The sequence below is a fragment of the Streptococcus equinus genome (genome assembly GCF_049393805.1).
In the GTDB taxonomy this organism is placed as follows: domain Bacteria; phylum Bacillota; class Bacilli; order Lactobacillales; family Streptococcaceae; genus Streptococcus; species Streptococcus equinus.
In genome coordinates, this window is the sequence record NZ_CP185763.1 from 423,321 (window position 1) to 446,524 (window position 23,204).

General features: G+C 37.5%; 24 protein-coding genes. 8 read left to right on the plus strand and 16 right to left on the minus strand.

Annotated elements, in window-relative coordinates; genetic code table 11:
- Nucleotides 1–8: 8 nt before the first annotated feature.
- The 5 genes from lgt to ACN0NP_RS02025 form a co-directional block, all read right to left on the minus strand.
- The gene (gene lgt, locus ACN0NP_RS02005) at nucleotides 9–791 is read right to left on the minus strand and encodes a prolipoprotein diacylglyceryl transferase (protein ID WP_074533600.1); all 783 of its coding nucleotides are present in this window, start codon (nucleotides 789–791) and stop codon (nucleotides 9–11) included.
- A complete protein-coding gene (gene hprK / locus ACN0NP_RS02010; protein ID WP_021142826.1) occupies nucleotides 784–1,719 on the minus strand; it encodes an HPr(Ser) kinase/phosphatase in 936 nt (311 codons plus the stop codon). The genes lgt and hprK overlap by 8 nt, the downstream gene beginning before the upstream one ends.
- A gap of 312 nt (nucleotides 1,720–2,031) precedes the next feature.
- On the minus strand, nucleotides 2,032–2,313 hold the full coding sequence (locus tag ACN0NP_RS02015) for a PspC domain-containing protein (protein ID WP_021142827.1): 282 nt from the start codon (nucleotides 2,311–2,313) through the stop codon (nucleotides 2,032–2,034).
- Between the two features lie 96 nt (nucleotides 2,314–2,409).
- Nucleotides 2,410–2,847 (minus strand): SprT family protein, encoded by a 438-nt coding sequence (locus ACN0NP_RS02020; protein ID WP_423217459.1) that lies wholly within the window; start codon nucleotides 2,845–2,847, stop codon nucleotides 2,410–2,412.
- Nucleotides 2,834–4,966, minus strand: a complete 2,133-nt coding sequence (locus ACN0NP_RS02025; protein ID WP_423217460.1) for a Tex family protein — start codon at nucleotides 4,964–4,966, stop codon at nucleotides 2,834–2,836. The genes ACN0NP_RS02020 and ACN0NP_RS02025 overlap by 14 nt, the downstream gene beginning before the upstream one ends.
- 186 nt (nucleotides 4,967–5,152) lie before the next feature.
- On the opposite strand from ACN0NP_RS02025, the gene ACN0NP_RS02030 reads away from it, so the two are divergent.
- Genes ACN0NP_RS02030 through ACN0NP_RS02040 form a run of 3 tightly spaced genes read left to right on the plus strand, consistent with a single transcriptional unit; the run spans nucleotide 5,153 to nucleotide 7,007 of the window.
- Complete coding sequence (locus tag ACN0NP_RS02030; protein WP_004232760.1) at nucleotides 5,153–5,287, plus strand: SPJ_0845 family protein; 135 nt, start codon at nucleotides 5,153–5,155, stop codon at nucleotides 5,285–5,287.
- A 5-nt stretch (nucleotides 5,288–5,292) separates the two neighbouring features.
- Nucleotides 5,293–6,198: a permease gene (locus ACN0NP_RS02035; protein WP_024343740.1), complete on the plus strand. Its 906-nt coding sequence runs from the start codon at nucleotides 5,293–5,295 to the stop codon at nucleotides 6,196–6,198.
- The gene (locus tag ACN0NP_RS02040; protein ID WP_423214012.1) at nucleotides 6,195–7,007 is read left to right on the plus strand and encodes a TIGR03943 family putative permease subunit; all 813 of its coding nucleotides are present in this window, start codon (nucleotides 6,195–6,197) and stop codon (nucleotides 7,005–7,007) included. Before ACN0NP_RS02035 ends, ACN0NP_RS02040 begins: the two co-directional genes overlap by 4 nt.
- Nucleotides 7,008–7,040: 33 nt before the next feature.
- Here ACN0NP_RS02040 and ACN0NP_RS02045 read toward each other — a convergent pair whose 3' ends face one another.
- From ACN0NP_RS02045 to ACN0NP_RS02060, 4 genes are read right to left on the minus strand one after another with little or no spacing between them, the layout of a single operon-like run.
- Nucleotides 7,041–7,208, minus strand: coding sequence for a cytochrome O ubiquinol oxidase (locus ACN0NP_RS02045; protein WP_423217461.1), 168 nt, complete (start codon nucleotides 7,206–7,208; stop codon nucleotides 7,041–7,043).
- Nucleotides 7,209–7,213: 5 nt separating this feature from the next.
- Nucleotides 7,214–8,536: a signal recognition particle-docking protein FtsY gene (gene ftsY / locus ACN0NP_RS02050; RefSeq protein WP_423217462.1), complete on the minus strand. Its 1,323-nt coding sequence runs from the start codon at nucleotides 8,534–8,536 to the stop codon at nucleotides 7,214–7,216.
- Between the two features lie 40 nt (nucleotides 8,537–8,576).
- Entirely contained in the window at nucleotides 8,577–9,398 is an 822-nt protein-coding gene (locus ACN0NP_RS02055; RefSeq protein WP_021142837.1) for a Cof-type HAD-IIB family hydrolase, read from the minus strand.
- Nucleotides 9,398–10,195, minus strand: coding sequence for a Cof-type HAD-IIB family hydrolase (locus ACN0NP_RS02060; RefSeq protein WP_074639433.1), 798 nt, complete (start codon nucleotides 10,193–10,195; stop codon nucleotides 9,398–9,400). The genes ACN0NP_RS02055 and ACN0NP_RS02060 overlap by 1 nt, the downstream gene beginning before the upstream one ends.
- 175 nt (nucleotides 10,196–10,370) lie before the next feature.
- Here ACN0NP_RS02060 and ACN0NP_RS02065 point away from each other — a divergent pair, with 175 nt between their 5' ends.
- Nucleotides 10,371–11,180, plus strand: a complete 810-nt coding sequence (locus ACN0NP_RS02065; RefSeq protein ID WP_423217463.1) for a DUF6287 domain-containing protein — start codon at nucleotides 10,371–10,373, stop codon at nucleotides 11,178–11,180.
- A 40-nt stretch (nucleotides 11,181–11,220) separates the two neighbouring features.
- Here ACN0NP_RS02065 and smc read toward each other — a convergent pair whose 3' ends face one another.
- From smc to yycF, 5 genes are all read right to left on the minus strand, one after another.
- The gene (smc, locus tag ACN0NP_RS02070) at nucleotides 11,221–14,760 is read right to left on the minus strand and encodes a chromosome segregation protein SMC (protein ID WP_423217464.1); all 3,540 of its coding nucleotides are present in this window, start codon (nucleotides 14,758–14,760) and stop codon (nucleotides 11,221–11,223) included.
- 146 nt (nucleotides 14,761–14,906) lie between these two features.
- Complete coding sequence (rnc, locus tag ACN0NP_RS02075; RefSeq protein ID WP_021142842.1) at nucleotides 14,907–15,593, minus strand: ribonuclease III; 687 nt, start codon at nucleotides 15,591–15,593, stop codon at nucleotides 14,907–14,909.
- 210 nt (nucleotides 15,594–15,803) lie between these two features.
- Complete coding sequence (locus ACN0NP_RS02080; RefSeq protein ID WP_021142843.1) at nucleotides 15,804–16,613, minus strand: MBL fold metallo-hydrolase; 810 nt, start codon at nucleotides 16,611–16,613, stop codon at nucleotides 15,804–15,806.
- Complete coding sequence (gene vicK, locus ACN0NP_RS02085) at nucleotides 16,614–17,966, minus strand: cell wall metabolism sensor histidine kinase VicK (RefSeq protein ID WP_024343735.1); 1,353 nt, start codon at nucleotides 17,964–17,966, stop codon at nucleotides 16,614–16,616.
- A complete protein-coding gene (yycF, locus tag ACN0NP_RS02090) occupies nucleotides 17,959–18,669 on the minus strand; it encodes a response regulator YycF (RefSeq protein WP_021142846.1) in 711 nt (236 codons plus the stop codon). The genes vicK and yycF overlap by 8 nt, the downstream gene beginning before the upstream one ends.
- A 307-nt stretch (nucleotides 18,670–18,976) precedes the next feature.
- Between yycF and ACN0NP_RS02095 the strand changes: the two genes are divergently transcribed.
- The 4 genes from ACN0NP_RS02095 to ACN0NP_RS02110 are packed head-to-tail and all read left to right on the plus strand — an operon-like array spanning nucleotide 18,977 to nucleotide 21,932.
- On the plus strand, nucleotides 18,977–19,741 hold the full coding sequence (locus ACN0NP_RS02095) for an amino acid ABC transporter ATP-binding protein (protein ID WP_024343734.1): 765 nt from the start codon (nucleotides 18,977–18,979) through the stop codon (nucleotides 19,739–19,741).
- Between the two features lie 4 nt (nucleotides 19,742–19,745).
- Nucleotides 19,746–20,555: a transporter substrate-binding domain-containing protein gene (locus ACN0NP_RS02100; protein ID WP_423217465.1), complete on the plus strand. Its 810-nt coding sequence runs from the start codon at nucleotides 19,746–19,748 to the stop codon at nucleotides 20,553–20,555.
- A gap of 15 nt (nucleotides 20,556–20,570) precedes the next feature.
- A complete protein-coding gene (locus ACN0NP_RS02105; protein ID WP_039698014.1) occupies nucleotides 20,571–21,275 on the plus strand; it encodes an amino acid ABC transporter permease in 705 nt (234 codons plus the stop codon).
- Between the two features lie 9 nt (nucleotides 21,276–21,284).
- Entirely contained in the window at nucleotides 21,285–21,932 is a 648-nt protein-coding gene (locus tag ACN0NP_RS02110; RefSeq protein ID WP_004232801.1) for an amino acid ABC transporter permease, read from the plus strand.
- Nucleotides 21,933–21,963: 31 nt separating this feature from the next.
- On the opposite strand, the gene ACN0NP_RS02115 is transcribed toward ACN0NP_RS02110, so the two are convergent.
- Together ACN0NP_RS02115 and ACN0NP_RS02120 are read right to left on the minus strand one after the other, a co-directional pair.
- Nucleotides 21,964–22,572, minus strand: coding sequence for a TVP38/TMEM64 family protein (locus tag ACN0NP_RS02115; RefSeq protein WP_021142851.1), 609 nt, complete (start codon nucleotides 22,570–22,572; stop codon nucleotides 21,964–21,966).
- A gap of 217 nt (nucleotides 22,573–22,789) precedes the next feature.
- Entirely contained in the window at nucleotides 22,790–23,086 is a 297-nt protein-coding gene (locus ACN0NP_RS02120) for a hypothetical protein (RefSeq protein ID WP_074668750.1), read from the minus strand.
- Nucleotides 23,087–23,204 lie beyond the last annotated feature (118 nt).

Genomic DNA, 23,204 nt, shown 5'->3' on the forward strand with positions numbered 1-23,204 from the left:
TACTAAAGCTAATTTTGATAATAAGGAACTTCCTTTTGTTTTCGTCTCCAGACAATCATCACAATACCGATAATGACCAAGATTGCTGATAACCACTGCGACACGCGCATGCCAAGAAACATCAAACTATCTGTTCGCATTCCTTCTATCACAAAGCGTCCACATCCATACCAAATCAAGTAAAAGAAAGTAATTTCACCTTGTTTAAAGAAATGTGGGCGGTGTCTTAAGCTCATGATAATGATAAAACCAAGCAAATTCCACATTGACTCATACAAGAAAGTCGGAACACGGTAACTACCATCGATATACATCTGATTTTTAATAAAATCTGGAAGGTAGTTTAAGCTTTTTACAGCCTTACCATAGGCTTCTTGGTTGACGAAATTTCCCCAACGTCCAATAGCTTGCGCAATCATCACTCCAGGAGCTGCAATGTCAAGAAAATCAAGCGGATGAATCGCATGATAATACGAAAAGATAAACAAGACAATGGCACCTGTCAGCAAGCCTCCATAAATGGCTAAACCACCATGCCAAACAGCAAAGATTTCTGTCCATGGCTGACTAGCATAATAGTTAAAATCAAAAATCACATAATAGAGACGCGCACCGATAATGGCAAGCGGAAATGCAATCAAGATAAAATCTAAAATGTCGTCTGGAATTATTTTTCGACGCGGTGCTTCTTTCATCGCAAGGTAAACAGCAAGAAGCATACCTGACACAATGAAAAGAGCGTACCATCGAATCGCAAAAGGACCAAATTGAATCGCAATTGGATTAATCATTTGATTCCTCGTTCTTTGTAATGAGTTGAGTCAAACGATCTTCAAAAGTCTTAGTAGCATCAAATCCCATTTGTTTTGCACGGTAGTTCATGGCTGCTGCTTCGATAACAACAGACATGTTTCGACCAGTTTGGACAGGAATGCGCAAGCGCGGAATTTTAACACCTGATAATTCAAGTTCTTCATTTCCATTTCCAAGACGGTCAAACACTTTACCAGATTCGTAATTTTCAAGGTAAATCGCCAATTGAACTTGTGATGAATCTTTAACAGCACTTGCACCGTAAAGGCTCATAACGTCGATAATTCCGACACCACGAATTTCTAGCAAGTGGCGAAGAATCTCAGCAGGTTCACCCCAAAGTGTTTCTTCATCTTTGGCAAAGACATCAACACGGTCATCGGCTACAAGACGGTGACCACGTTTGACAAGTTCAAGACCAGTTTCACTTTTACCAATACCTGAATCACCTTGAATCAAGACCCCCATGCCATAAATATCCATCAAAACACCGTGAACACTTGTACGTTCAGCCAAGCAAGAATCAAGATACCATGACATTTCACCTGATAAACGACTCGTTGGAACGTGACTTTGCAAGATAGCAATGCCTTTTTCCTTAGCAGCAGCTAGCATTTCTTCAGGAATTGCTAGATTACGAGCAACAATGATTGCTGGTGTTTCAGGCTTAATCATTTCTCGCAAAACATGACGACGATTATGTGACGTCATTTTTGTCAAATATGACCATTCCTTCATTCCCAAAAGTTGCAAACGTTCAGGCGAATAATAATCAAAATATCCAGTCATTTCAAGACCTGGACGTGAAATATCTGCCGTTGTAATTTCTTTTGCTAATAAGTCATCATCACCGTAGATAACATCAAGTTTTACCTTGTCTACCAACATTTTTACAGTAACTGACATGCCCCATACCATGAACTTTTTACAAAAAATGTAAATGAATTGAAAAATGGAAAATAGACTGTTACTATATTTGGCCTATTTTCAAAGTATTTAACAATTCTGTTCAGTCCTTTTCCTCTTTTTTCATTATTATATCATAATAATCCTAAAAAGTAAGCGCTAACGCAAGCTTTTGGAAATTTCACTTCAAGTGTCAAAAAAAGGTTTGAGAATGGAACTCAAACCTTTTATCGTTTCTTAAGACTAGGATAAGTTCCTGTTATACTTATCTAGGCTATTAACTACAAACATTAAAAACTTTTTTGCCAGTGATTACCAGAACCAGCCGTCGTTGTCCTTGTCATCATCATCAACAACTTCAGCATCCTTTCTTCGACGTGGCCCCGTACCATAGTTGTCACGATCGAGATCTTCTTTGTAAGGAAGAAAAATTGCTAAGAGAATGTATAGCACAATACCAAAGCCATAAAAGTACATTAGCAAAGCTGCTAAAACACGTGTCAAAGGCAAGTCCCAGCCAAACTTATCAGCAATTCCGGCACAAACACCGCAAACCAGTTTATTTTTTCGCTGTTTATAAAGAGCTGATTTCATTTTCATCCCTTCCTTCCTTTTCTCACTATAAGTATTATACAAAATATCCTTTAAAATAAAATCAGACTTACGACTGATTTTAAATTGAAAGTAAGATTATTTTATGTCAACATACGATAATTTGCCATGGCATCGTCCACAAACGTATTTTTTAGTGTTAACACGGCGTTTTCGGTGATATTCTTGACCACATTTTTGACAACGATAGCGGTAAAATCGCTCCTTCTTAACAAGGATTGGAGCGTAGCGAAGTCCATCAACTTTTCGCAACAATTCTTTAAAATCAACATCTGAATGCTTGTAGCCTTTACCTTCAAAATAAAGGTGATAATGGCAAAGCTCATGTCGAACAATCTTTCGAAAAATTTCTTCTCCAAAAGCTTCATAAAGTTTCAGATTAAAATCAAGATGACCATCCGCTGGAAAAAAACGTCCACCAGTTGTGCGCAGTCGAGCGTTCCAAGTCGCTGTATGCAAAAATGGTTTGTCAAAATCTTCTAGTGAGACAGTTTTCACATAATCAGTTAAGTTCACGTAAATCTACCAATGAAAGATTAATTTTTCCGCGTTCTTTATCGATTTTTGAAACCCAAACCGTGACAACATCACCAACGGAAACCACTTGGCTTGGGTGTTTGACAAAGGATTTACTCATTTGAGAAATGTGAATCAATCCATCATCGTGAAGACCGATATCAACAAAGGCACCAAAATCGACAACATTTCTGACAGTTCCTTCTAATTTTTGACCAATTTCAAGGTCTGAAATATCTAGAACATCTTGACGTAAAACAGGCGCTTCGAAATCATCACGTAAATCACGTCCTGGTTTCAAGAGGTCAGCAATGATATCTTTTAATGTTTCTTGTCCAATATTGATTTTTTCAGCCATCTCTTTGATTGATACAGCTTGTAATTTCACTTTTGCAGAATCATCTAAATCTGTGATAGCAAGTTCTTTTAACAAATGTTCAACGGCTTTATATGACTCTGGGTGAACACCTGTATTATCAAGAATATTTTTAGCACCTGGAATGCGCAAGAAACCTGCAGCTTGTTCAAAGGCTTTAGCTCCCAAACGTGGCACTTTCTTGATTTCTTCACGAGAAGTGATTCGACCATTTTCATCACGATATTTAACAATATTTTCAGAGATTGTCTTGTTAAGTCCTGAAACGTGTGACAAAAGCGCAGGACTTGCTGTGTTAATATTTACGCCGACTTGGTTAACAACGGTATCAACAACAAAGTCAAGATTTTCAGCAAGTTTTTTCTGACTAACATCGTGCTGATATTGACCGACACCGATTGATTTTGGATCGATTTTAACTAGTTCTGCAAGTGGGTCTTGCAAACGACGTGCAATGGAAATAGCTGAGCGTTTTTCGACAGTCAAATCTGGAAATTCATGACGTGCAAGCTCTGAAGCAGAGTAAACAGAAGCCCCGCTTTCATTAACAATCACGTAAGAAACATCTGGGAAATCTTTCAAAACTTGTGCAACAAAAGCTTCACTCTCACGACTAGCTGTCCCATTTCCGATAGCAATGATTTCAATGCCATAACTGCGAATCAACTCAGCCAAGTCTTTCTTAGACTGCTCAATCTTAGCTTGACTAGCTGGTGGAACTGGATAGATGACTTGTGTTGTCATTAGTTTTCCGGTTTGGTCAACGACAGCAAGCTTTGCACCTGTACGAAAGGCTGGGTCAAATCCGAGAACCATTTTTCCTTTCAACGGAGACACTAAAAGAAGGTTACGAAGATTTTCTGAGAAGAGTTCGATTGCTCCATCTTCAGCACTCTCAGTCAGCTCACTGTGAATGCGACGTTCCATAGCAGGAACAATTTTTTTCTTGATTGTTTTTGAAATAACATCATCGATATAGGCATTTTTATTTTTAAAGCGTGCTGCCATAAATCGAATCATTTTATCAGTATTGTGGTCAAAACCAACTTTCAAGATACCAAGTTTTTCCCCACGGTTAAGGGCAAGGATACGGTAACCTTGGATTTTACCAACTTTTTCTGAAAAATCATAGTAGATTTGGAAGGTCTTTTTGTCATCTGCATCTTCATCTTTAACTGTTGAAGTAATTGAGCTGTATGACCAGATTTCATTGTAAACCCATGACCGAAGACGATTATCTTCTGAGAAGGATTCAATCAAAATATCACACGCGCCAGCAAGTGCTTTTTCTGCTGTCTCAAAGCCTTCTGTCACAAATGCTTGCGCTTCTTTTTCTAGCGAAGCTTTATTTTGTAAAATCAAACGTGCTAGAGGAAATAATCCTGCTTCTCTGGCAATTGTTGCTTTTGTGCGACGCTTTTCTTTATATGGAAGATAAAGTTCCTCAACGTCAGCCAATTTTTCTGCTGTCTCAATAGCTTTTTGAAGCTCAGCTGTTAATTTTCCTTGCTCTTGAATCTTAGCAAGAACAGTCGCTTTACGTTCAGCAAGAGCTGTCATGCTCTTATCTAAATCGATAATAGACTTAATCTGAACCTCATCCAAATTACCAGTCATTTCTTTACGGTAACGAGCGATAAATGGAATGGTATTTCCTTGTGACGTTAAGTCTAAAACCTTAGAGATTTGACTTTCTTTAATTCCTAATTCTTGAGCAATTTTTATTATATTTTCATTTTTCATAGCTTATCCATTATATCAAAAAAATGCCTCAAACAGTGTTTTTAACTAGCATTTTGGAAGATTTTAAGTTAATATTTACTGATTTTTATTAACTGACTTTTTATATTTTTCTAGCAAAATTTTGTAGAATTAGACAAATGATAGTATAATAATGGTTGATTATATATAGAAAAGAGGCTACCAATTATGGCTATCACTCATAAACGTCAAGATAACTTAGAAGCAATGTTTGAAAACTTTGCAAGTTTTCCTAAAATTTCTAGTGACCCTGAAAAAGAAAAGAAAAATGAGGACAACGAAACAAAGAAAGCGACTAATTAGTTTTTATGACCATTTTTAATCAATTACCAGCAAGTGTCTTACAATGGTTTGCTATTTTTATATCAATCATTATCGAGGCACTGCCTTTTGTTTTATTAGGAACTATTTTTTCTGGTATCATCGAAGTATACGTCACGCCTGATTTGGTTCAGCGATACCTTCCTAAAAATAAGATACTACGAATCATTTTCGGAACTTTTATTGGTTTTGTCTTTCCATCTTGTGAGTGCGGGATTGTCCCGATTATCACACGTTTTTTGGAAAAGAAAGTTCCAAGCTACACGGCTATTCCTTTTTTGGCAACCGCACCGATTATTAACCCCATCGTATTATTTGCGACTTATTCGGCTTTTGGAAATAGCTGGCGCTTTTTAGGGTTGAGGTTACTGGGTGCCATTGTTGTTGCGATGACTTTGGGTATTATGCTTGGCTTTGTCGTCGATGATAATATCTTAAAAGAAAATGCAGCACCGTGCCATTTCCATAATTACTCAAATGAGCCTTGGTACCGTAAAATATTTCTTGCGCTAGCGCATGCCATTGATGAGTTATTTGATACGGGACGTTATTTGGTATTTGGGTCTTTGATTGCCTCAGCAATGCAAATTTACTTGCCGACACGTATTCTGACAACAATCGGTGGTAATTCTTTAACAGCCATTCTTATCATGATGCTTCTAGCATTTATCTTATCACTTTGTAGTGAGGCTGATGCCTTTATCGGAGCTTCCCTACTATCATCATTTGGTACAGCGCCTGTTCTTGCCTTTCTTTTGATTGGTCCTATGGTGGACATCAAGAATCTCATGATGATGCTAAAATCATTTAAGACTCGCTTTATCGCACAATTTATCAGCGTTTCTGTTGTTATGATTGTCATTTATTGTATGCTTGTGGGGGTGATTGGATGATTCGATTTTTAATTCTTGTTGGCTATTTTGAATTAACCATGTACCTCCAAATCACTGGAAAATTAAGCCAGTACATCAATACTCACTATGCATACTTGGCTTACATTTCTATGGTTCTGTCATTTATTCTAGCCATTATTCAGCTGGTTATCTGGATGAAAGACATGAAATTGCACAGCCATTTGCATGGTAAATTGGCTAAAATAACAAGTCCAATTATTCTTGCCATTCCGATTGTCATTGGTTTATTAGTGCCGACTGTTTCTCTTGATTCGACGACAGTTTCAGCTAAAGGCTATCATTTCCCGCTAGCTGCAGGCTCTACTGGCACTGTTAGTGATGACGGTACGCGAGTTCAATACCTAAAACCTGATACAAGCCTTTACTTCACTTCTTCTGCTTATGACAAAGAAATGAAGAAAGAAATGAAAAAATACCAAGGTTCAGGTGATTTAACCATTACAACTGACAATTACATGGAAATCATGGAACTCATCTATCTTTTCCCAGATGAATTTTCTGGTCGAAATATCACCTACACTGGTTTTGTCTACAATGAACCTGAGCACGATGGTTATCAATTTCTTTTCCGATTTGGTATCATTCACTGTATCGCTGATTCTGGTGTTTACGGGCTTTTAACCACAGGAAATGAAACAAGCTATAAAGACAATACTTGGATTACAGCTACGGGAACAATTAGCCTCGAGTATGATAAAAATCTAGAACAAACTTTACCTGTTTTACACGTTTCAACATTCAAAGAAACTGATGAGCCTGATAATCCATATGTATATCGTGTATTTTAACTAAAAAAATCCCTCTTTATAGAGGGATTTTTTCTATTTTTTGAAATAAGCAAAAGCTAAACGAGCAATGTTAATAAGTGTCACAAGTGCCCAGACAATCGTGGTTGTCCATTTGCTCTCAGCAAGATAAATCAAAGTTAAGACGAATGTTGCTGAAGTGAGCAAAATTGTCGACAAATGGACTTTTACAAAATCAAGCATAATCCTTAAATAATCCCTTCTAGGAGACCACGGATAAAGTCTTCAGAATCAAATTCACCGATATCATCAATTTTTTCACCAAATCCGATGAATTTAACTGGGATATCAAGTTCTTGGCGAATGGCAAGAACGACACCACCCTTGGCAGTTCCATCAATTTTAGTCAGAATAAGTCCTGTCAACGGAGTGATTTTTGAAAATTCTTTAGCTTGGCTAAGAGCATTTTGACCTGTTGAAGCATCAAGAGCAAGAAGGGTTTCATGCGGTGCATCTGGTACCACGCGCTTGATGATACGACCAATTTTTTCAAGCTCAGCCATCAAATTATCTTTGTTTTGCAAACGTCCTGCAGTATCAATCAAAAGGACATCAACGTTTTCAGCGACAGCTCTTTCCATACCATCAAAAACAACTGAGGCTGGGTCTGCTTTTTCTGGACCAGTCACAACAGGAACACCAACACGACGTCCCCATTCAGCAAGCTGAGCGACCGCACCAGCACGGAAAGTATCTGCTGCAACAAGCATAACTTTCTTGCCTTCATTTTTGTATTTGTAAGCAAGCTTACCAATTGATGTTGTTTTACCGACGCCGTTAACACCGACAAAAAGCATAACTGTCAAATCATCTTGGAAATTGATTTTTTCGTTGAAGACACCGTCTTTTTCATAAATTTCAACCAATTTTTCGATGATGACACGTTTTAAATCGTCAGCTTTTTTGGCATTTTCAAGCTTAGCTTCGTAGCGAAGATCTTCTGTTAGCTGAGTCGCCACATTAACACCAACGTCTGAAAGAATAAGCATTTCTTCAAGTTCTTCAAAGAAATCTTCGTCCACACGACGGAAGTTTGCAAGAAAAGCATTCAAACGTGCACTAAATCCTGTACGTGTCTTTTTAAGACTACGATTGTATTTTTCCTCTTCTGTCTCAACAGGAGCGCTAGCTGGCGCTTCTGGTTCAGATACTTCTTCAACCTCTTTACGTGTTTCAACTGCTTCAAATTCAACTGATTCACCACGGTCAAGAGCTGCTTGGGCGGCTTCTTTTTTAGCATAGTAATCAGCCATAACATCTGAAAACTCATTAGAAGTCGTTTCACTTGATTCATCAGAAGTTGATAGTTCCTGAGTGGCTTCTTTTTCTGCTTCTTCGCCTGCTACCTGCTCAACATCTTCACTAAAAGTTTCTTCAGTTGCTGGCTCTGCTACAGTTGTATCAAGAGTTTCTTCTGCTTCTTTTTTGTCGAGTTCTTGAGTATTATTTTGCTCCTCAACAACTTCTTCAGTATCCTTTTTCTTTCCAAATAAACGATCAAATAATCCCATATTAAGCTACCAAGAGAACGCTAAGTGTCTCTTATCCTTTCTACTTCGCTTGTAAAATGTATTTTTCAACAGCTTCTGCGACACCTGACTCTTCGTTTGTACGACTAGTCACAACGTCTGCTGTCTCTTTTGCAATTGCAACGCCATTTGCCATAGCGACACCTAAACCTGCCCATTTCAACATAGAAAGGTCATTTTCTTCATCACCCATAGCCATGACATTTTTTGATGATAAGCCCAAGTGCTCCACCAACTGATTTAAACCAGCAGCTTTGTGAACACCTTTAGGCATCATTTCTACTATAATATCACGTGATTTAAAAATTTCAAAATGTTGGTGTAACTCTTTTGGCAATTTTAACAATTGTTGGTCCAAAAATTCTGGATTTGTCACGCTGACGACTTTATTATAAATCACATTCTCAGGAATTTCAGCAAAGCTATTTACCGTAACAAAATCAAGAGTTGGATTTGCTTCTGGGTAGTGCGAAACATTGCCACGGCAAGCAAGACTGTATACGATACCGTCACTAAGCACATCAAACGGAAGAGCCAGCGGCTCTAGATGGCTGTACAAAAGTTTTAACTGTGAACGAGTCAACTCACTTTTGTCCAAAATTTCCCCATTTGTCTTTTGAACCAAACCACCATTAAAAGTGATAATGTAGTCCTCATCAGAAATCAAATCTAACTCTTCAAGCAAGCCACTAATAGCTTTTAGTGGACGTCCTGTTGTGATAACAACCTTGACACCTTTGTCACGTGCAGCTCTGAGCGCAAGCTTATTTTCACGTGTAACAATTTTTTTACTGTTAAAGAGCGTCCCATCCAAATCCAAAGCAAGTAATTTGATATCTGCCATTAATCAACTAATCCTTCCATGTAAGCCATAACTGATTCATCATCGCAGTGCCCAATGATTTCACTTGAAATTTCCTTGATTTCTTCTCGAGCATTTTCTGTTGCTACAGCTGTTCCAGCAAATTCAAGCATCTCATAGTCGTTAAGATTGTCACCAAAAGCCACAACTTCAGAAGCAGACAAACCATAAGAGTCGCAAAGTGCCTCAAGACCTGTTCGTTTATTGACATCAGAAAGAATAATATCGATTGATTTAAAACCAGTCGTTACTGCTTTGACATAATTAATACGTTCGTTAAACCAAGCTTCACCTTTTCGCACAGTATCTTCAGAAAAGTTAGCCGTAACTTTCAAAATATTATCAGTAACGTTCGCCAAATTATCGACACGTTGCACATTTTCATAATAATGACTGATAAACTCTAGGTATTCATCACTAGCTTTCGGGTGCAAGTAAGCACCATTTTCACCTGATAAAAGGAAATCATACCCATCCATATATGGACTTTCAATCAAAGTATCGGTAATTTCCAAAAATTGTGGTTTTGACAAACCTGACTCAAAAACAACTTTATCTCCGACTTTAACGAGTGTTCCATTTTCAGCGATAAACGCCATTTTATCGGCATGATGCTGAAACATTTTTTCCAAAGCTAGCATTGAACGACCGCTAGCTGCTACAAAAAGCATATTATTTTCTTTAAATTTTTCAAGGACATTATGGAGACGACCACCGTCAAAATAACCTTTACTTGTTAAAAAGGTTCCATCCATATCTGTCGCAACAAGTTTTACCATTTCTCTCTCCCTTAAATTACATAATTCTATTCTAACAAAAAACACTGTAATTTTCCTGCTAATAATCCATTCTTTTCTCCTTCAAAAAAGTTTTTCATTTTTTTTGAAAAAAATCCAAGTTTTTAAAAAGTTTTTCGAATATATTATTGAGAAGTAAATTTTGAAGAGGTATATCATGAAAAAACACAAGCACTATTTTTGGATTTCTGGCTTACTGGTAGTGAGTTTCTGCGTGGGAGCTTTGGCTGTCCATCAACATTCAAAGCACCAACTAACAACTGCTCACATCACTCAAAGCAGTCATTCCAAACCAGAATCTCGTAACAGCACTTCAGCAGCAACTCGTAAAAAAGAAGGCAAAAAACGCCTTGATTTATTCGAACTTCCAAATGAGAAAAAGATTACTGATACTCTGGTAAAGAGTGGAAAAGAAATTGTCGATTCTCGAAAAGTTAGTAACGAAACCAGTCGTTTTGATTTTGCTGCACTAGCTCAGGGTGATTTTTCAAGTCTTGCTGGAACTTGGCAGGACGCCAATGGTTTCACTTTTGAATTCTCACCGCAAGGTTTGGTGTCACAAGACGGGAAATTAACTCTATCAGCACTTGCCTACGATGATAATGGCGAAGCTGTTTCTCAGGTTTCATCCCTAACTGGAGGGTTTATCCTGTACTACTATTCTGCAGGCAAACAAATTCCTAACTGGCATTTTAACATTACTGATTCTGACCCATCTGATTACGGGCGTGACCGCTTATTTGCTGCGCAGCTCAGCCGATTCGACTACGAGTCAACACAGCAATTCGTAAATGGCGTCTTCTATAAAGTTTCTGATAACTATAGCAAAGTCGCTCAAAATGACAAAAATGAACCTGAACAAGAAGAAGTTGCTGAAGAGACAACAGAGGAGGAAACTGCTGTGACAGATGAAGAAACGTGCAACACACAAGAAAATACTCAAACAGAAACAACAACTAAAGAATAAACTCAAAAAGCCCAACAAAAGTTGGGCTTTTATCTATTGATTATTCTACAAGATTTTCAGCATCTTTCAGCTTAACTGATACGATACGTGAAATTCCTGATTCTTGCATGGTTACCCCGTAAATACTGTCAGCGGCAGCCATTGTTCCCTTACGGTGAGTGACTACGATGAACTGACTTGATTTATCAAAGCGGTTGAGGTAATCACCAAATCGTTTGACATTTGCCTCGTCAAGCGCTGCTTCAACCTCATCAAGAATGACAAACGGAATAGTTTTCACGCGAATGATTGCAAATAGCAGAGCAAGAGCAGAAAGTGCTTTTTCCCCACCTGACATCAGGTTAAGTGATTGAATCTTCTTACCTGGTGGCTGAACAGAAATTTCAATTCCCGCTGTTAATAAGTCACCTTCTGTTAGTGAAAGGTCTGCAGAACCGCCACCGAACATTTGTTTAAAGGTTTCTTTAAATGATTCACGAATAGCATTGAATGTCACTTGGAAACGAGATTTAACTTCATCATCCATCTCATTAATAGTGTCAAGTAGAAGATTCTTAGAGTGAACCAAATCTTCTTTTTGACCATTCAAGAATTTCAAACGTTCATTGACTTCATCATATTGTGAAATAGCATCTAAGTTAATTGGTCCAAGTGCTTTAATACGACGTCGCAATTCTTGCAGGCGCTCACGAGCAGCCTCCATATTTTCAATAGCTTGGCTTGCTTCTTTTGCTTCGTCTAAAGTCATATGATAGTCTTCAGTCAAATCAGTTGAAAAGCCACGCAAACGTTCCGAAACTTGACTCACTTGCGCCTCAATTTGGGCTTGTTTGCGAATCAATTCTTCATTTTTCTGATTTTCTTTAGCAACTTGTTCTTCAAGCTCCTCAAGATTAGCTTCACAATCTTCTAATTCAAATCGAAGACTAACTAAGCGCTCTTCTTCACTAGCTTTTCTTTCAATTGCTTCATCATGTTGTTTTTGTAAAGCTGGTAGATTTTCGACTTGATTATCACTAGCATGAAAGGCAAGTAACTCTTCACATTTTGCTATTTCAGATTTATTTTCTGCTAAGCTGATTTCAAGACGTGTCTTGTTAGCTGATTCAAACTTACGTTCACTCAAGAGCTCACGTTCTTGCAATTTGGCTTGTGACAATTGTTGACGAAGATTATCAACTTTTTGTGTAATTGAGTTTTTGTTAGCTTTGATTTGCTCAATTTCACTAGTCAATTCTTGCTTACGTTCTGCAATTGTTGTTAATTCAGCTTCAAAATGAGCTTTTTGAGCTTCCAAATCATTTGAACTGTGCTCTGTTCCATTTTCCTCAAGTTGTTTGCAAAGCTGATTAACATCATTTAAACGCTCAGCCAATTGTTGATATTCAAGTTCAGCTTTTTGTTCAGCAAAGCGAGCTTCCTCACCTTGAGCTTTCAAAGTAGCTAATTGTTCTTTATTAGCTCGCAAAGTTTCTTGAAGTGATTGAACATGTTTTTCTTGCTTGATTTGGCTTGCTTGAAGCTCATTCAACTCAGCAATTAGATTTTCAAGTTCTGGCTTGATAAACGTTGTGTTATTTTGACGGTTAGCTCCACCAGAGAACGAACCACCTGGACGAATTTCAGTTCCATCCAAAGTCACCAAACGCACTTGATAATGCAGCGCACGCGCAGCTTTATTGGCATTATCGACGGTATCAAAGACAGCTGTCACTCCAAGAAGGTTTTGGAAGATATTTTCCAGACGTTTATCATAGGAAACCAAACCGCTCGCCACACCAAGGAATCCTTGACTTAACGTCAAAATAGAATGGTTCTGCTGTGATAAGTGACGTGCTTTAATCGTCGTCAATGGCAAGAATGTCGCACGACCTTGACGATTTTGTTTCAAGAATGCGATTGAACGTTTTGCGGCGTTTTCATCTTCAACAATCACATGCTGACTTGAGCCGCCAAGTGCAATTTCAAGCGCCGTTTGGTACTTACGATCAAAGCTCAAATGCTCACTCACCGCACCAATAATCCCACCAAGTTGACTAGAGGCTTGCAAAACTGATTTGACACCAGCATAGAAATTGCTGTGATTTTTGAGAATTGACTCAAGACTTGACTTACGTGCTTCTTTTGATTTGATGACATCAAGTTGATCAAACATTTTAGTTTGCTCAGCTTGATAATCCTTTTCAAGTTGGCTAGTCTTAGCAAATAATTCTTGGTAAGCATCAAGTAATTCTTTAACCTTACCACGTGTAGCTTCAAAAGTATCTAAAGCTTGTTTAGCATTTTCTTTCAATTCAGCTAAATTTGCCTTTGTCTGTGCCAATTCTTCAGATTTTGATTCTGATAATTGTTTTTGATTGTCGATATCAGCAATCGTCATAGTCAAATGGTTAGACAAATCTGCTTCTTTTTGCATCAAGCCAACAAATTCTTCACGTAATTTTTCAATGATTTGATCTGGATCTGTTGAAAAACGATCCAATTCAGCTTGTAATTTTTGAATAGTAGCCGTTGTTTGAGTCAACTGGCTATCTAATTGCTCAAGCTGATTTTCTTTTTGTGCCAACTCTTCCCGTAAGCTTGCTTGGCTCTCTTTCAATTCAGCCAATTTTGTGCTAGCTGCTTGTTTTTTCTCTTCTTTTTGACTTGATTCCAAAGCAAGTAAATCCATTTGGCGTTCAAAATCAGAAATAGCTTTGGTAATATCAACCAAACCTGCTTGTTTTTTCGCCATCTCTTCAGATAATTGATGACGTTTTTCTTTTAAAGCTTGATTTTCTTTTTCAAACTTCTGACGTTGTTCATAGTAAGCAGATAGGTTTGACTTGATTTCTGACAAATCTTCCTTTAGCTCACTCAAGCGTGCCATGTCAGTTTGAATGTCTTTAACTAAAATATTTAAGTGAAGCTGTTTACGCTCGTCTTCTAAAACGATAAATTCTTTAGCAACTTGTGCTTGACGTTCTAATGGCTTAACTTGCGCTTCTAACTCATAAATAATGTCATCCAAACGGTCCAAGTTGTCTTGAGTTTGATTTAGCTTAGTTTGCGTTTCTTTTTTACGAGTTTTGTATTTTAAAACACCGGCTGCTTCTTCAAACACCGCACGACGGTCTTCGGGTTTACTATTAAAGATTTCTTCAACACGCCCTTGGGAAATAACTGAGAATGAATCACGCCCCAAACCAGTATCCAAAAACAAATCATGAATATCACGTAAACGAACTTTACGTCCATCAATCAAATATTCACTGTCACCATTTCGGTAAATGTGGCGCTCAACACGAATTGTTTCTTTGGCATCTTTAATGAATCCATCCGAATTATCCAAGTTAACAACAACTTGTGCGTAGTTAAGTGGCTTACGATTTTCAGAACCCGCAAAAATGACGTCTGGCATCTTGCCACCGCGCAAATTTTTTGCAGAAGACTCACCAAGTGCCCAACGGAGACTTTCAGTAATATTTGATTTACCAGAACCGTTAGGACCTACAACAGCTGTCACTCCCTTATCAAATTCAATTGTTGTCTTATCGGCAAAGGACTTAAAGCCCTGCATTTCAATTTCTTTTAAATACATAAAATAAGAGATAAAAAGACAAACAGCCTTCCTGAACTAGCAATCAAGAAATCACTATAATTTCTTAGTTGCCCTCTAGGCTACGCCAAATACGTATCAACCTAGGACAGGTTGGACATTTGCCTTACTAATTCCTTTCAAACGTCTTATTGAAGTAACGCTAAAGCGTTTTTAGCAGCATCTTGCTCAGCCAATTTTTTAGATTTTCCGATTCCTTGACTTTTGGCTTCATCGTTGACATACACAGTCACTTCAAAAACTTTAGCGTGTGCAGGTCCAGATTCATTTGAAACACGGTAGTCAATCGTAACATCCCCATGACCTTGTAGTAACTCTTGAAGTGTTGTTTTATAATCTTTAACACGTTCAAAGTTACCTTTTTCAACTTGCGGAATCATAACTTGATTCAAGAATTTATTGACAGCCTCAACGCCTTGGTCCATCAAAAGTGCTCCAAGAAAGGCTTCAAACAAATCTCCTAAAATTGTGTCACGGTTACGTCCACCAGATTTTTCTTCACCATTACCAAGTTTGATGAATTCATCAAAACCACAGTAACGTGAAAATCCAGCTAATGATTCTTCACGAACAATAACTGAGCGCATCTTAGAAAGGTCACCTTCTGGTTTCTTAGGATACTTTTTAAACAAGTATTGTGAAATCAAAAGTTGAAGAACCGCGTCTCCTAAAAATTCCAAGCGTTCATTGTGTGAAATGTTTAGGAGGCGATGTTCATTAGCATAAGATGTGTGAGTAAAAGCAGTTTCGAGCAAAGTAGTGTCTTTAAATGTGATACCAAAATCTCGCTGAAGTTTTGTATCTAAAGCTTGCATGATAAATCTCCCTTCAAAAAGTGGTCTATTAATTTATATCATCAAAGTATTTCTTGAGATGACTCAAGATAATTTTCTACTATAGACTATATCATTATACCAAAAAATCTGTTAAAAGTGGGACTCAGCCATAAAATCACTTGAATTCTTTCTATTAAAGGTCACTTTTTAGCGTAAAAAACAAGCTTCGAAATATCGAAACTTGTTTTTTTAGATTTCAGTTAATGGCGTTGCTTCATCCGGTGACGTATCAAAGACAGTCATGTCGTGTCCAACCGCAAAATCAGCTTGCATCAAATTATTTTCCATAGTCATGTGAGCTAGTTCTTTGATATTATTTTCCTTACTTAAGTGACCAAGATAGATTTTTTTCGTACGATTACCAATGGTGCGAATCATCGTATCTGCACCATCTTCATTTGATAAATGCCCTCTATCAGATAAGATACGTTGTTTTAAGCTCCATGGATAAGAACCTGCACGCAGAATCTCAACATCGTGATTTGACTCAATCAAATAGCCATCTGCATTTTCAATGACGCCAGCCATTCTATCACTAACATAGCCCGTATCAGTCAAAACAACAAATGATTTGTTATCTTTCATCAAACGGTAAAATTGTGGGTCAACCGCATCGTGGCTAACTCCGAAACTTTCAATATCAATATCACCGAAAGTCAATACTTTACCACGCTCAAAAACATGTTTCTGAGCGGTATCAAGTTTTCCAATCATATTGCGCTCATCAATCATTTGCCAAGTTTTTTCATTGGCATAAACATCAAGATTGTAACGACGAGCAAGCACTCCAACACCCTTAATATGGTCGGAATGTTCGTGTGTAATTAAAATAGCATCCAAATCTTCTGGTTTTCGATCAATATCAGCAAGAAGACTGGTAATTTTCTTACCAGTCAACCCTGCATCAATCAAAAGACGTTTTTGTGGCGTTTCCACATAAAATGAGTTACCAGTAGAACCGGAAGCTAAGACACTATATTTAAAAGCATTCTCAGACATCTAGTCCTCGTCATCCTCCCATTCGTCATAAATATCAGAATCCTTCTCATACGGAAGAACAATTGTAAAGGTTGAGCCTTTTCCATAAGTACTTTGAGCCCAAATAAATCCTTTATGTTGTTTAACAATTTCTTTTGCAATCGCAAGACCAAGTCCTGAACCACCTTGAGCACGACTTCTAGCCTTGTCAACACGATAGAATCGGTCAAAGATTAGTGGCAAATCTTTCTTAGGAATACCAAGACCTTCATCAGAAATTGAAATAATCAACTGTGTCTCAGTCGTCTTCATGCTGACAGTAATTTTACCACCATCTGGCGAATACTTAATTGCATTATTAAGGATATTATCCAGAACTTGCGTCATTTTATCTGGGTCAATTTCTAACCAGATAGACTTGATTGGATAATCTCTGACAATCTCATACTGCTTACCAGCGACTGTATGCTGACTCTTAATTTGGTCAAAACGGTTCAAAATTGATGTCATAAATGCTGTAAAGTTAGTCATTTCAACTTCAAGCTGAACAGTCTGATTATCAATTCGAGACAAATTGAGCAAATCAGAAATCATTCGAATCATACGGTTTGTTTCATCAAGAGAAACTTTAATAAAACTTGGTGCAATATCTTCTTTAAGTGCACCTTCATCCAAAGCTTCCAAATATGATTTCACAGATGTCAACGGTGTACGCAATTCGTGACTAACATTTGATACGAATAAACGACGTTCACGGTCTTCTTTTTCTTGTTCCGTTGTATCATGTAAAACAGCAATCAACCCTGAGATAAAGCCACTATCACGACGATTCAGCGCAAAACGAATTCGCAAAGTGATAAATTCACCTGTCTCATCACGGCGATTTAGAACAATCTCAGGTGTCTTAGAAACCAAATCATGGTAGGTATAATCGCTATCATCCCCAAGAATATCAACAATATTCATTCCAAGAGCTTCTTCGCGTTCAAGATTAAGTTGCTGCTGAGCTGTTTGGTTAATCATGGTGATATTTCCAGAACGGTCAGTAGCCAAGACACCGTCAGTCATATAAGACAAAATACTAGCCAAACGATTTTTTTCCTGCGCAAGATTTTCCTGAGCCAAGCGAAAAACCGTTGACAAGTCATTTAACTGACCAGCAAGTTCAGCCAAATCTCTATCTTTTTCAATAATGATGTCTTCAGTGTATTTACCAGTGATAAGCTCACGAACCTTGCCACTCAAACGACGAATATTAACTGAAGTTCGATAATCTCTTATCGCTAAATGAATAAAATAAACAGCAACAAAAGCGAGCAAAAACAAGATTGCCTGCTCAAACAGATACTGATTCTGTGACATTATATTATTCATAAGACTTCATGTAATATCCAACACCACGACGTGTCAAAATATATTCTGGACGACTTGGTGTGTCTTCGATTTTTTCACGTAAACGACGGATTGTTACGTCAACTGTACGGACATCACCAAAATAGTCATAACCCCAGACAGTTTCCAAAAGGTATTCACGTGTCATTACTTGTCCCATGTGAGTTGCCAAATGGTGCAATAATTCAAACTCACGGTGTGTTAATTCAATGTCTTCACCACGTTTTTGTGCCACAAATGCATCAGGCAAGATTTTCAAGTCACCGATTGTGATTTCTGAGTTTGAAGAAGACGCATTTTCTTCAGCAACTGCAGATTCGATATTTTCAGTGCGGCGAAGGTGTGCTTTGACACGAGCTAACAATTCGCGGTTTGAAAATGGTTTCGTCACATAGTCGTCAGCACCAATTTCAAGACCGATAACTTTATCAAATTCACTATCTTTTGCTGATAGCATAATAATAGGAATATGACTTGTTTTACGAACTTCTTTTGCGACTTCAAGTCCGTCCAATTCTGGCAACATCAAATCCAAAATAATCAAATCAGGATTTTCTTCTTCAAATTTTTCAATAGCTTCACGACCATCGAAAGCCGTAACTGTTTCGTAACCTTCTTTAGTTAAATTAAATTTAATAATATCTGAAATTGGTTTTTCATCATCAACAATAAGAATTTTTTTCATATGTCACCTCTTCAATTTATCAATAGAATAAAAAATTCTCAACCAACAATTCTATGTTATGTTATTTACAAAAATAACCACTACCTTTTATTATATCAAAATTCAATACTAATTGGAAACATTGGCAACTTTTGAAACAATACAGTAATATTTTCAGGAAATATTAGCTTTTAGTTTTCTTGTAGTTATTTAAATTTTCTGAAACATTTGACAGTTAACATGATTATGTGGTAATATAAATAAACACAAATACTTCTATGTTAGAAAACCTAACATAGAAAATCTTATCTTTGAAAAGGAGACAAGTGTGGCACTTATTGAATTTAAAAATGTTGAAAAATACTACGGCGACTATCATGCGCTAAGAAATATTAATCTAGAGATTGAAAAAGGACAGGTAGTTGTTCTCCTTGGCCCTTCTGGCTCTGGTAAATCAACACTTATCCGAACTATGAACGCTCTCGAATCTATCGAAACAGGTAGTTTGAAAGTCAATGGACATGAACTCGCTAACGCTTCTGCCAAAGACTTGGTTCAACTTCGTAAAGAAGTTGGCATGGTTTTCCAACACTTTAACCTTTACCCACATAAAACCGTGTTAGAAAATGTAACCTTAGCACCAATCAAAGTTCTCGGTAAATCTAAAGAGGAAGCCGAGGCAATCGCTGAGAAATACCTAACTTACGTTAATATGTGGGACCGCAAAGACTCTTATCCAGGCATGTTATCTGGTGGTCAAAAACAACGTGTTGCTATCGCTCGTGGTTTGGCTATGCAACCAGAACTTCTCCTATTTGACGAACCAACTTCTGCACTTGACCCAGAAACAATCGGTGATGTTCTTGCTGTCATGCAAAATCTTGCCAAAGAAGGAATGAACATGGTTGTTGTTACACACGAAATGGGATTTGCTCGTGAGGTTGCTGACCGTATTATCTTTATGGCAGAAGGTCAAATCCTTGTTGATACAACAGATGTTCAAGGTTTCTTCGATAACCCAACAGAGCCTCGTGCCAAACAATTCTTGAGCAAAGTTATCAATCACACAAGCGATAACGTTTCTCAAAATTAAGGAGATGCTCATGAAGAAAAAATTCCTTTTAGCCATCATGGCTTTCTTATCACTTCTATTAATTAGCACCAAAACAACCTTAGCAGATACAACATCAGAGCAAATCAAAAAAATCCAAGACTCTGGTGTTCTTAAAGTCGGTGTTAAACAAGATGTTCCAAACTTTGGTTATTATTCAGCTGAAAGCGGAAAATACGAAGGTATGGAAGTTGATTTAGCTAAAAAAATCGCCAAAAAATTGGGTGTCAAAGTTGCTTACACTGCTGTAACTGCCCAAACACGCGAAGCACTAATCGACAATGGTCAAATCGACCTCCTCATTGGTACTTACACCATCACAGACGAACGCAAAGCATCTTATGCCATCTCAAATCCATACTACTATGATGAAGTTGGATTTTTGGTCAGAAAATCAAAAGGCTTCAATAAAATTTCTGATTTAGATGGAAAAACAATTGGTGTTGTACAAGGGTCAACAACCAAAGCTGCTATCCAAGAATACGGAAAAGCACATCACCTGACTTTCAACTTTGTTCAATTAGGGTCTTATCCTGAGCTTGCTGTTTCACTTTACGCCAATCGAATCAGTGCATTTTCAGTTGATAAATCAATCTTAACAGGTTATGTCAGCAAGAAAACAACAATCATTAATGAAGGTTTCAACACTCAAGAGTACGGAATTGCAGCTAAAAAATCAAATCAAGAAGTTATTGATTACGTTAATAGCTTGCTAGATGATTGGAAAGCTGACGGTAGTCTGCAAAAACTTTACGATAAATATAATTTAAAACCTGCAAAGGCTGAAAATAAATAAGAGAGGAGAATTGACATGTTTTTATTAACCGCAGCTGCGAGTCCATTTGCCCTCTCACGTTGGGCAGATTTCTTTGCTAACTTTGGTGAATTCGCAAAAGGCTTCCTCTATACACTGGGAATGTCATTTTGTGCCTTAATCTTAGCTTTTATCCTTGGTGTCATTTTCGGTGCCATGTCATCATCTAAAAATAAACTTCTAAGAGCTATTGCTCGTGTCTATGTTGAAGTTTTTCAAAACACACCACTTTTGGTGCAGTTCGTCTTTGTCTACTACGGGCTTGCCATTATGACAAACGGCGCAATCATGATTTCAACATTCTTTACTGCAGTTCTCTGTGTCGGAATTTATCACGGTGCTTACATTGCCGAAGTTATTCGTTCAGGGATTGAAGCTGTGCCAAAAGGACAAACAGAAGCCGCTCTTTCACAAGGATTTACTTACAGCCAAACGATGAGCTTGATTATTTTGCCACAAGCGGTGCGTACAATCTTGCCACCACTTACTAACCAAGTGGTTAACTTAATCAAAAATACATCTACTGTAGCTATCATCTCAGGAGCAGATATCATGTTCACAGCCAAAGCTTGGGCTTATGAAACAACAAACTATGTGCCTGCTTTCGCTGGTGCAGCACTTCTTTACTTCATCATGTGCTTCCCTCTTGCAACATGGGCACGCCACAAAGAAGAAGAAAATAAAAAATCATATTCACTCTAGGAGGATAAAATGTCAGTACTAACACCTACAAACATTAGCTTCATCCTCCAAGGATTGTGGCTAACACTTTATATTTCATTTATTTCAATTGTACTATCAACAATCATCGGAACTATTCTTGCTGTCATGCGAAACGGTAAAAATCCTGTCCTTCGTTTGATTTCAAGTATTTATATCGAATTTGTCCGCAATGTACCAAACTTGCTTTGGATTTTCATTATCTTTCTTGTCTTTCAAATGAAATCAACACCAGCTGGAATTACAGCATTTACTGTATTTACTTCTGCTGCTCTTGCCGAAATTATTCGTGGTGGTTTAAATGGTGTTGACCACGGTCAGACAGAAGCTGGGCTCTCACAAGGGATGACACATTTTCAAATCTTTATCTACATTGTCTTTCCTCAAGCATTTCGTAAAATGTTGCCAGCTATCATCTCACAATTCGTGACGGTGATTAAAGATACATCACTTCTCTACTCTGTTATCGCGATTCAAGAATTATTCGGAAAAAGTCAAATTTTGATGGGACGCTACTTCGAAGCCAGTCAAGTTTTTACACTATACGCAGTGATTGCAGCTATTTACTTCGTGATTAACTTTACTATTTCAATGATTTCTCGTCGTCTTGCAAAGAAATGGGAAAAAGCTGCAGAATAACAAAAAAGTCCAGCAATAAGCTGGACTTTTTTTATTTGAATAATGTTAATAAAAAGCTAAGTCCTTGATAACCAATAACTGTATAAAGGTACAGTGTCACTGGTTTTGTAATCAAGAAAATCGTGATAAATTTTTTCCAAGTCATTTTTGACAGACCTGAAACCATACATAGAAAGTCATCTGGAAATCCTGGCAAAGCAAAAGCTGCTCCAAGTAATTTTGCAAAATATTTACCATCGTTCTTATCAAGATACCCAATGTATTTATCGTAAGTTTCTTGTGAGACGAAAGCTTTAGCAAAACTTTCTCCGTAGCGTCTTGCAAGACCAAATGCTAAGAGAGACCCAATAAAAATTCCTGTGAAGTTATAAACAAATCCCCAAATTGGACCAAAGGCAAGGTAGCCAATAACACTAGTCATACCACCAGGCACAATCGGATAGATGACTTGAATCATCTGCAAAGCCATAAAAATTAGTGGAGCAAAGAGGCCTAGATTACCTAGATAACTTTGAAATAAGCCGCCAACTTGAAAATAAGTTGGGTGTTGTTTAAAGAAAATAAACAAGCCAACAGAGATGGCAAAGCCAATACCAGTCAAAATTTGAATGTACTTTCTTTGTGTTCCTGCTACAGTCATAGCTATCCCTCCCCTAATAAAATTTTTATGTTATCGTCGCCAGCTGATGATTTTTAAGCCAAATAATTCTAAAGAATAACTAATCAAAGCTAGCGGCAATGCCACTATCAGTAGTGCATATACAATCTTCTTTTTCATGTTAATAAACTAAACAAGATCAACAATAATTTGAACTTCTTTCAATTCCTTCTTTTCTAATTTATACTTGAGTGTGGTCTTATTTTACTTTATAACGTCGATCAATAATGGAGCCTGTTGAAGCATTAATGGTATAAACAAATCGTTTCGATGCCGTTTCAAATCTAATCTTATAAGTAGCTAGCAATCCCTCACGGCTTTTCATAAGGGTTTGTGACACTACTTTTGACTTTGTAACACCTGCATTTTGATAAGCAATTTTTTCAACATCGCTTATCGCAAGTTTATAACCAACTTGATTATAGGCATAGCTGCCAACAAAAACGAGCGTCAGCAGAACTCCAATCCCGATCAGGTATTTCTTAAAACTTTTCATCTTCTCTCCGTTTCAAGATTGTATCCATATTATAACTGAGTTTAAGGAATAAATCTTGGATAAAGTCTCGAAAAGCTGTGGCAAAAATGTGGCAATTTCTGCCTAAATTTAGTGTAAC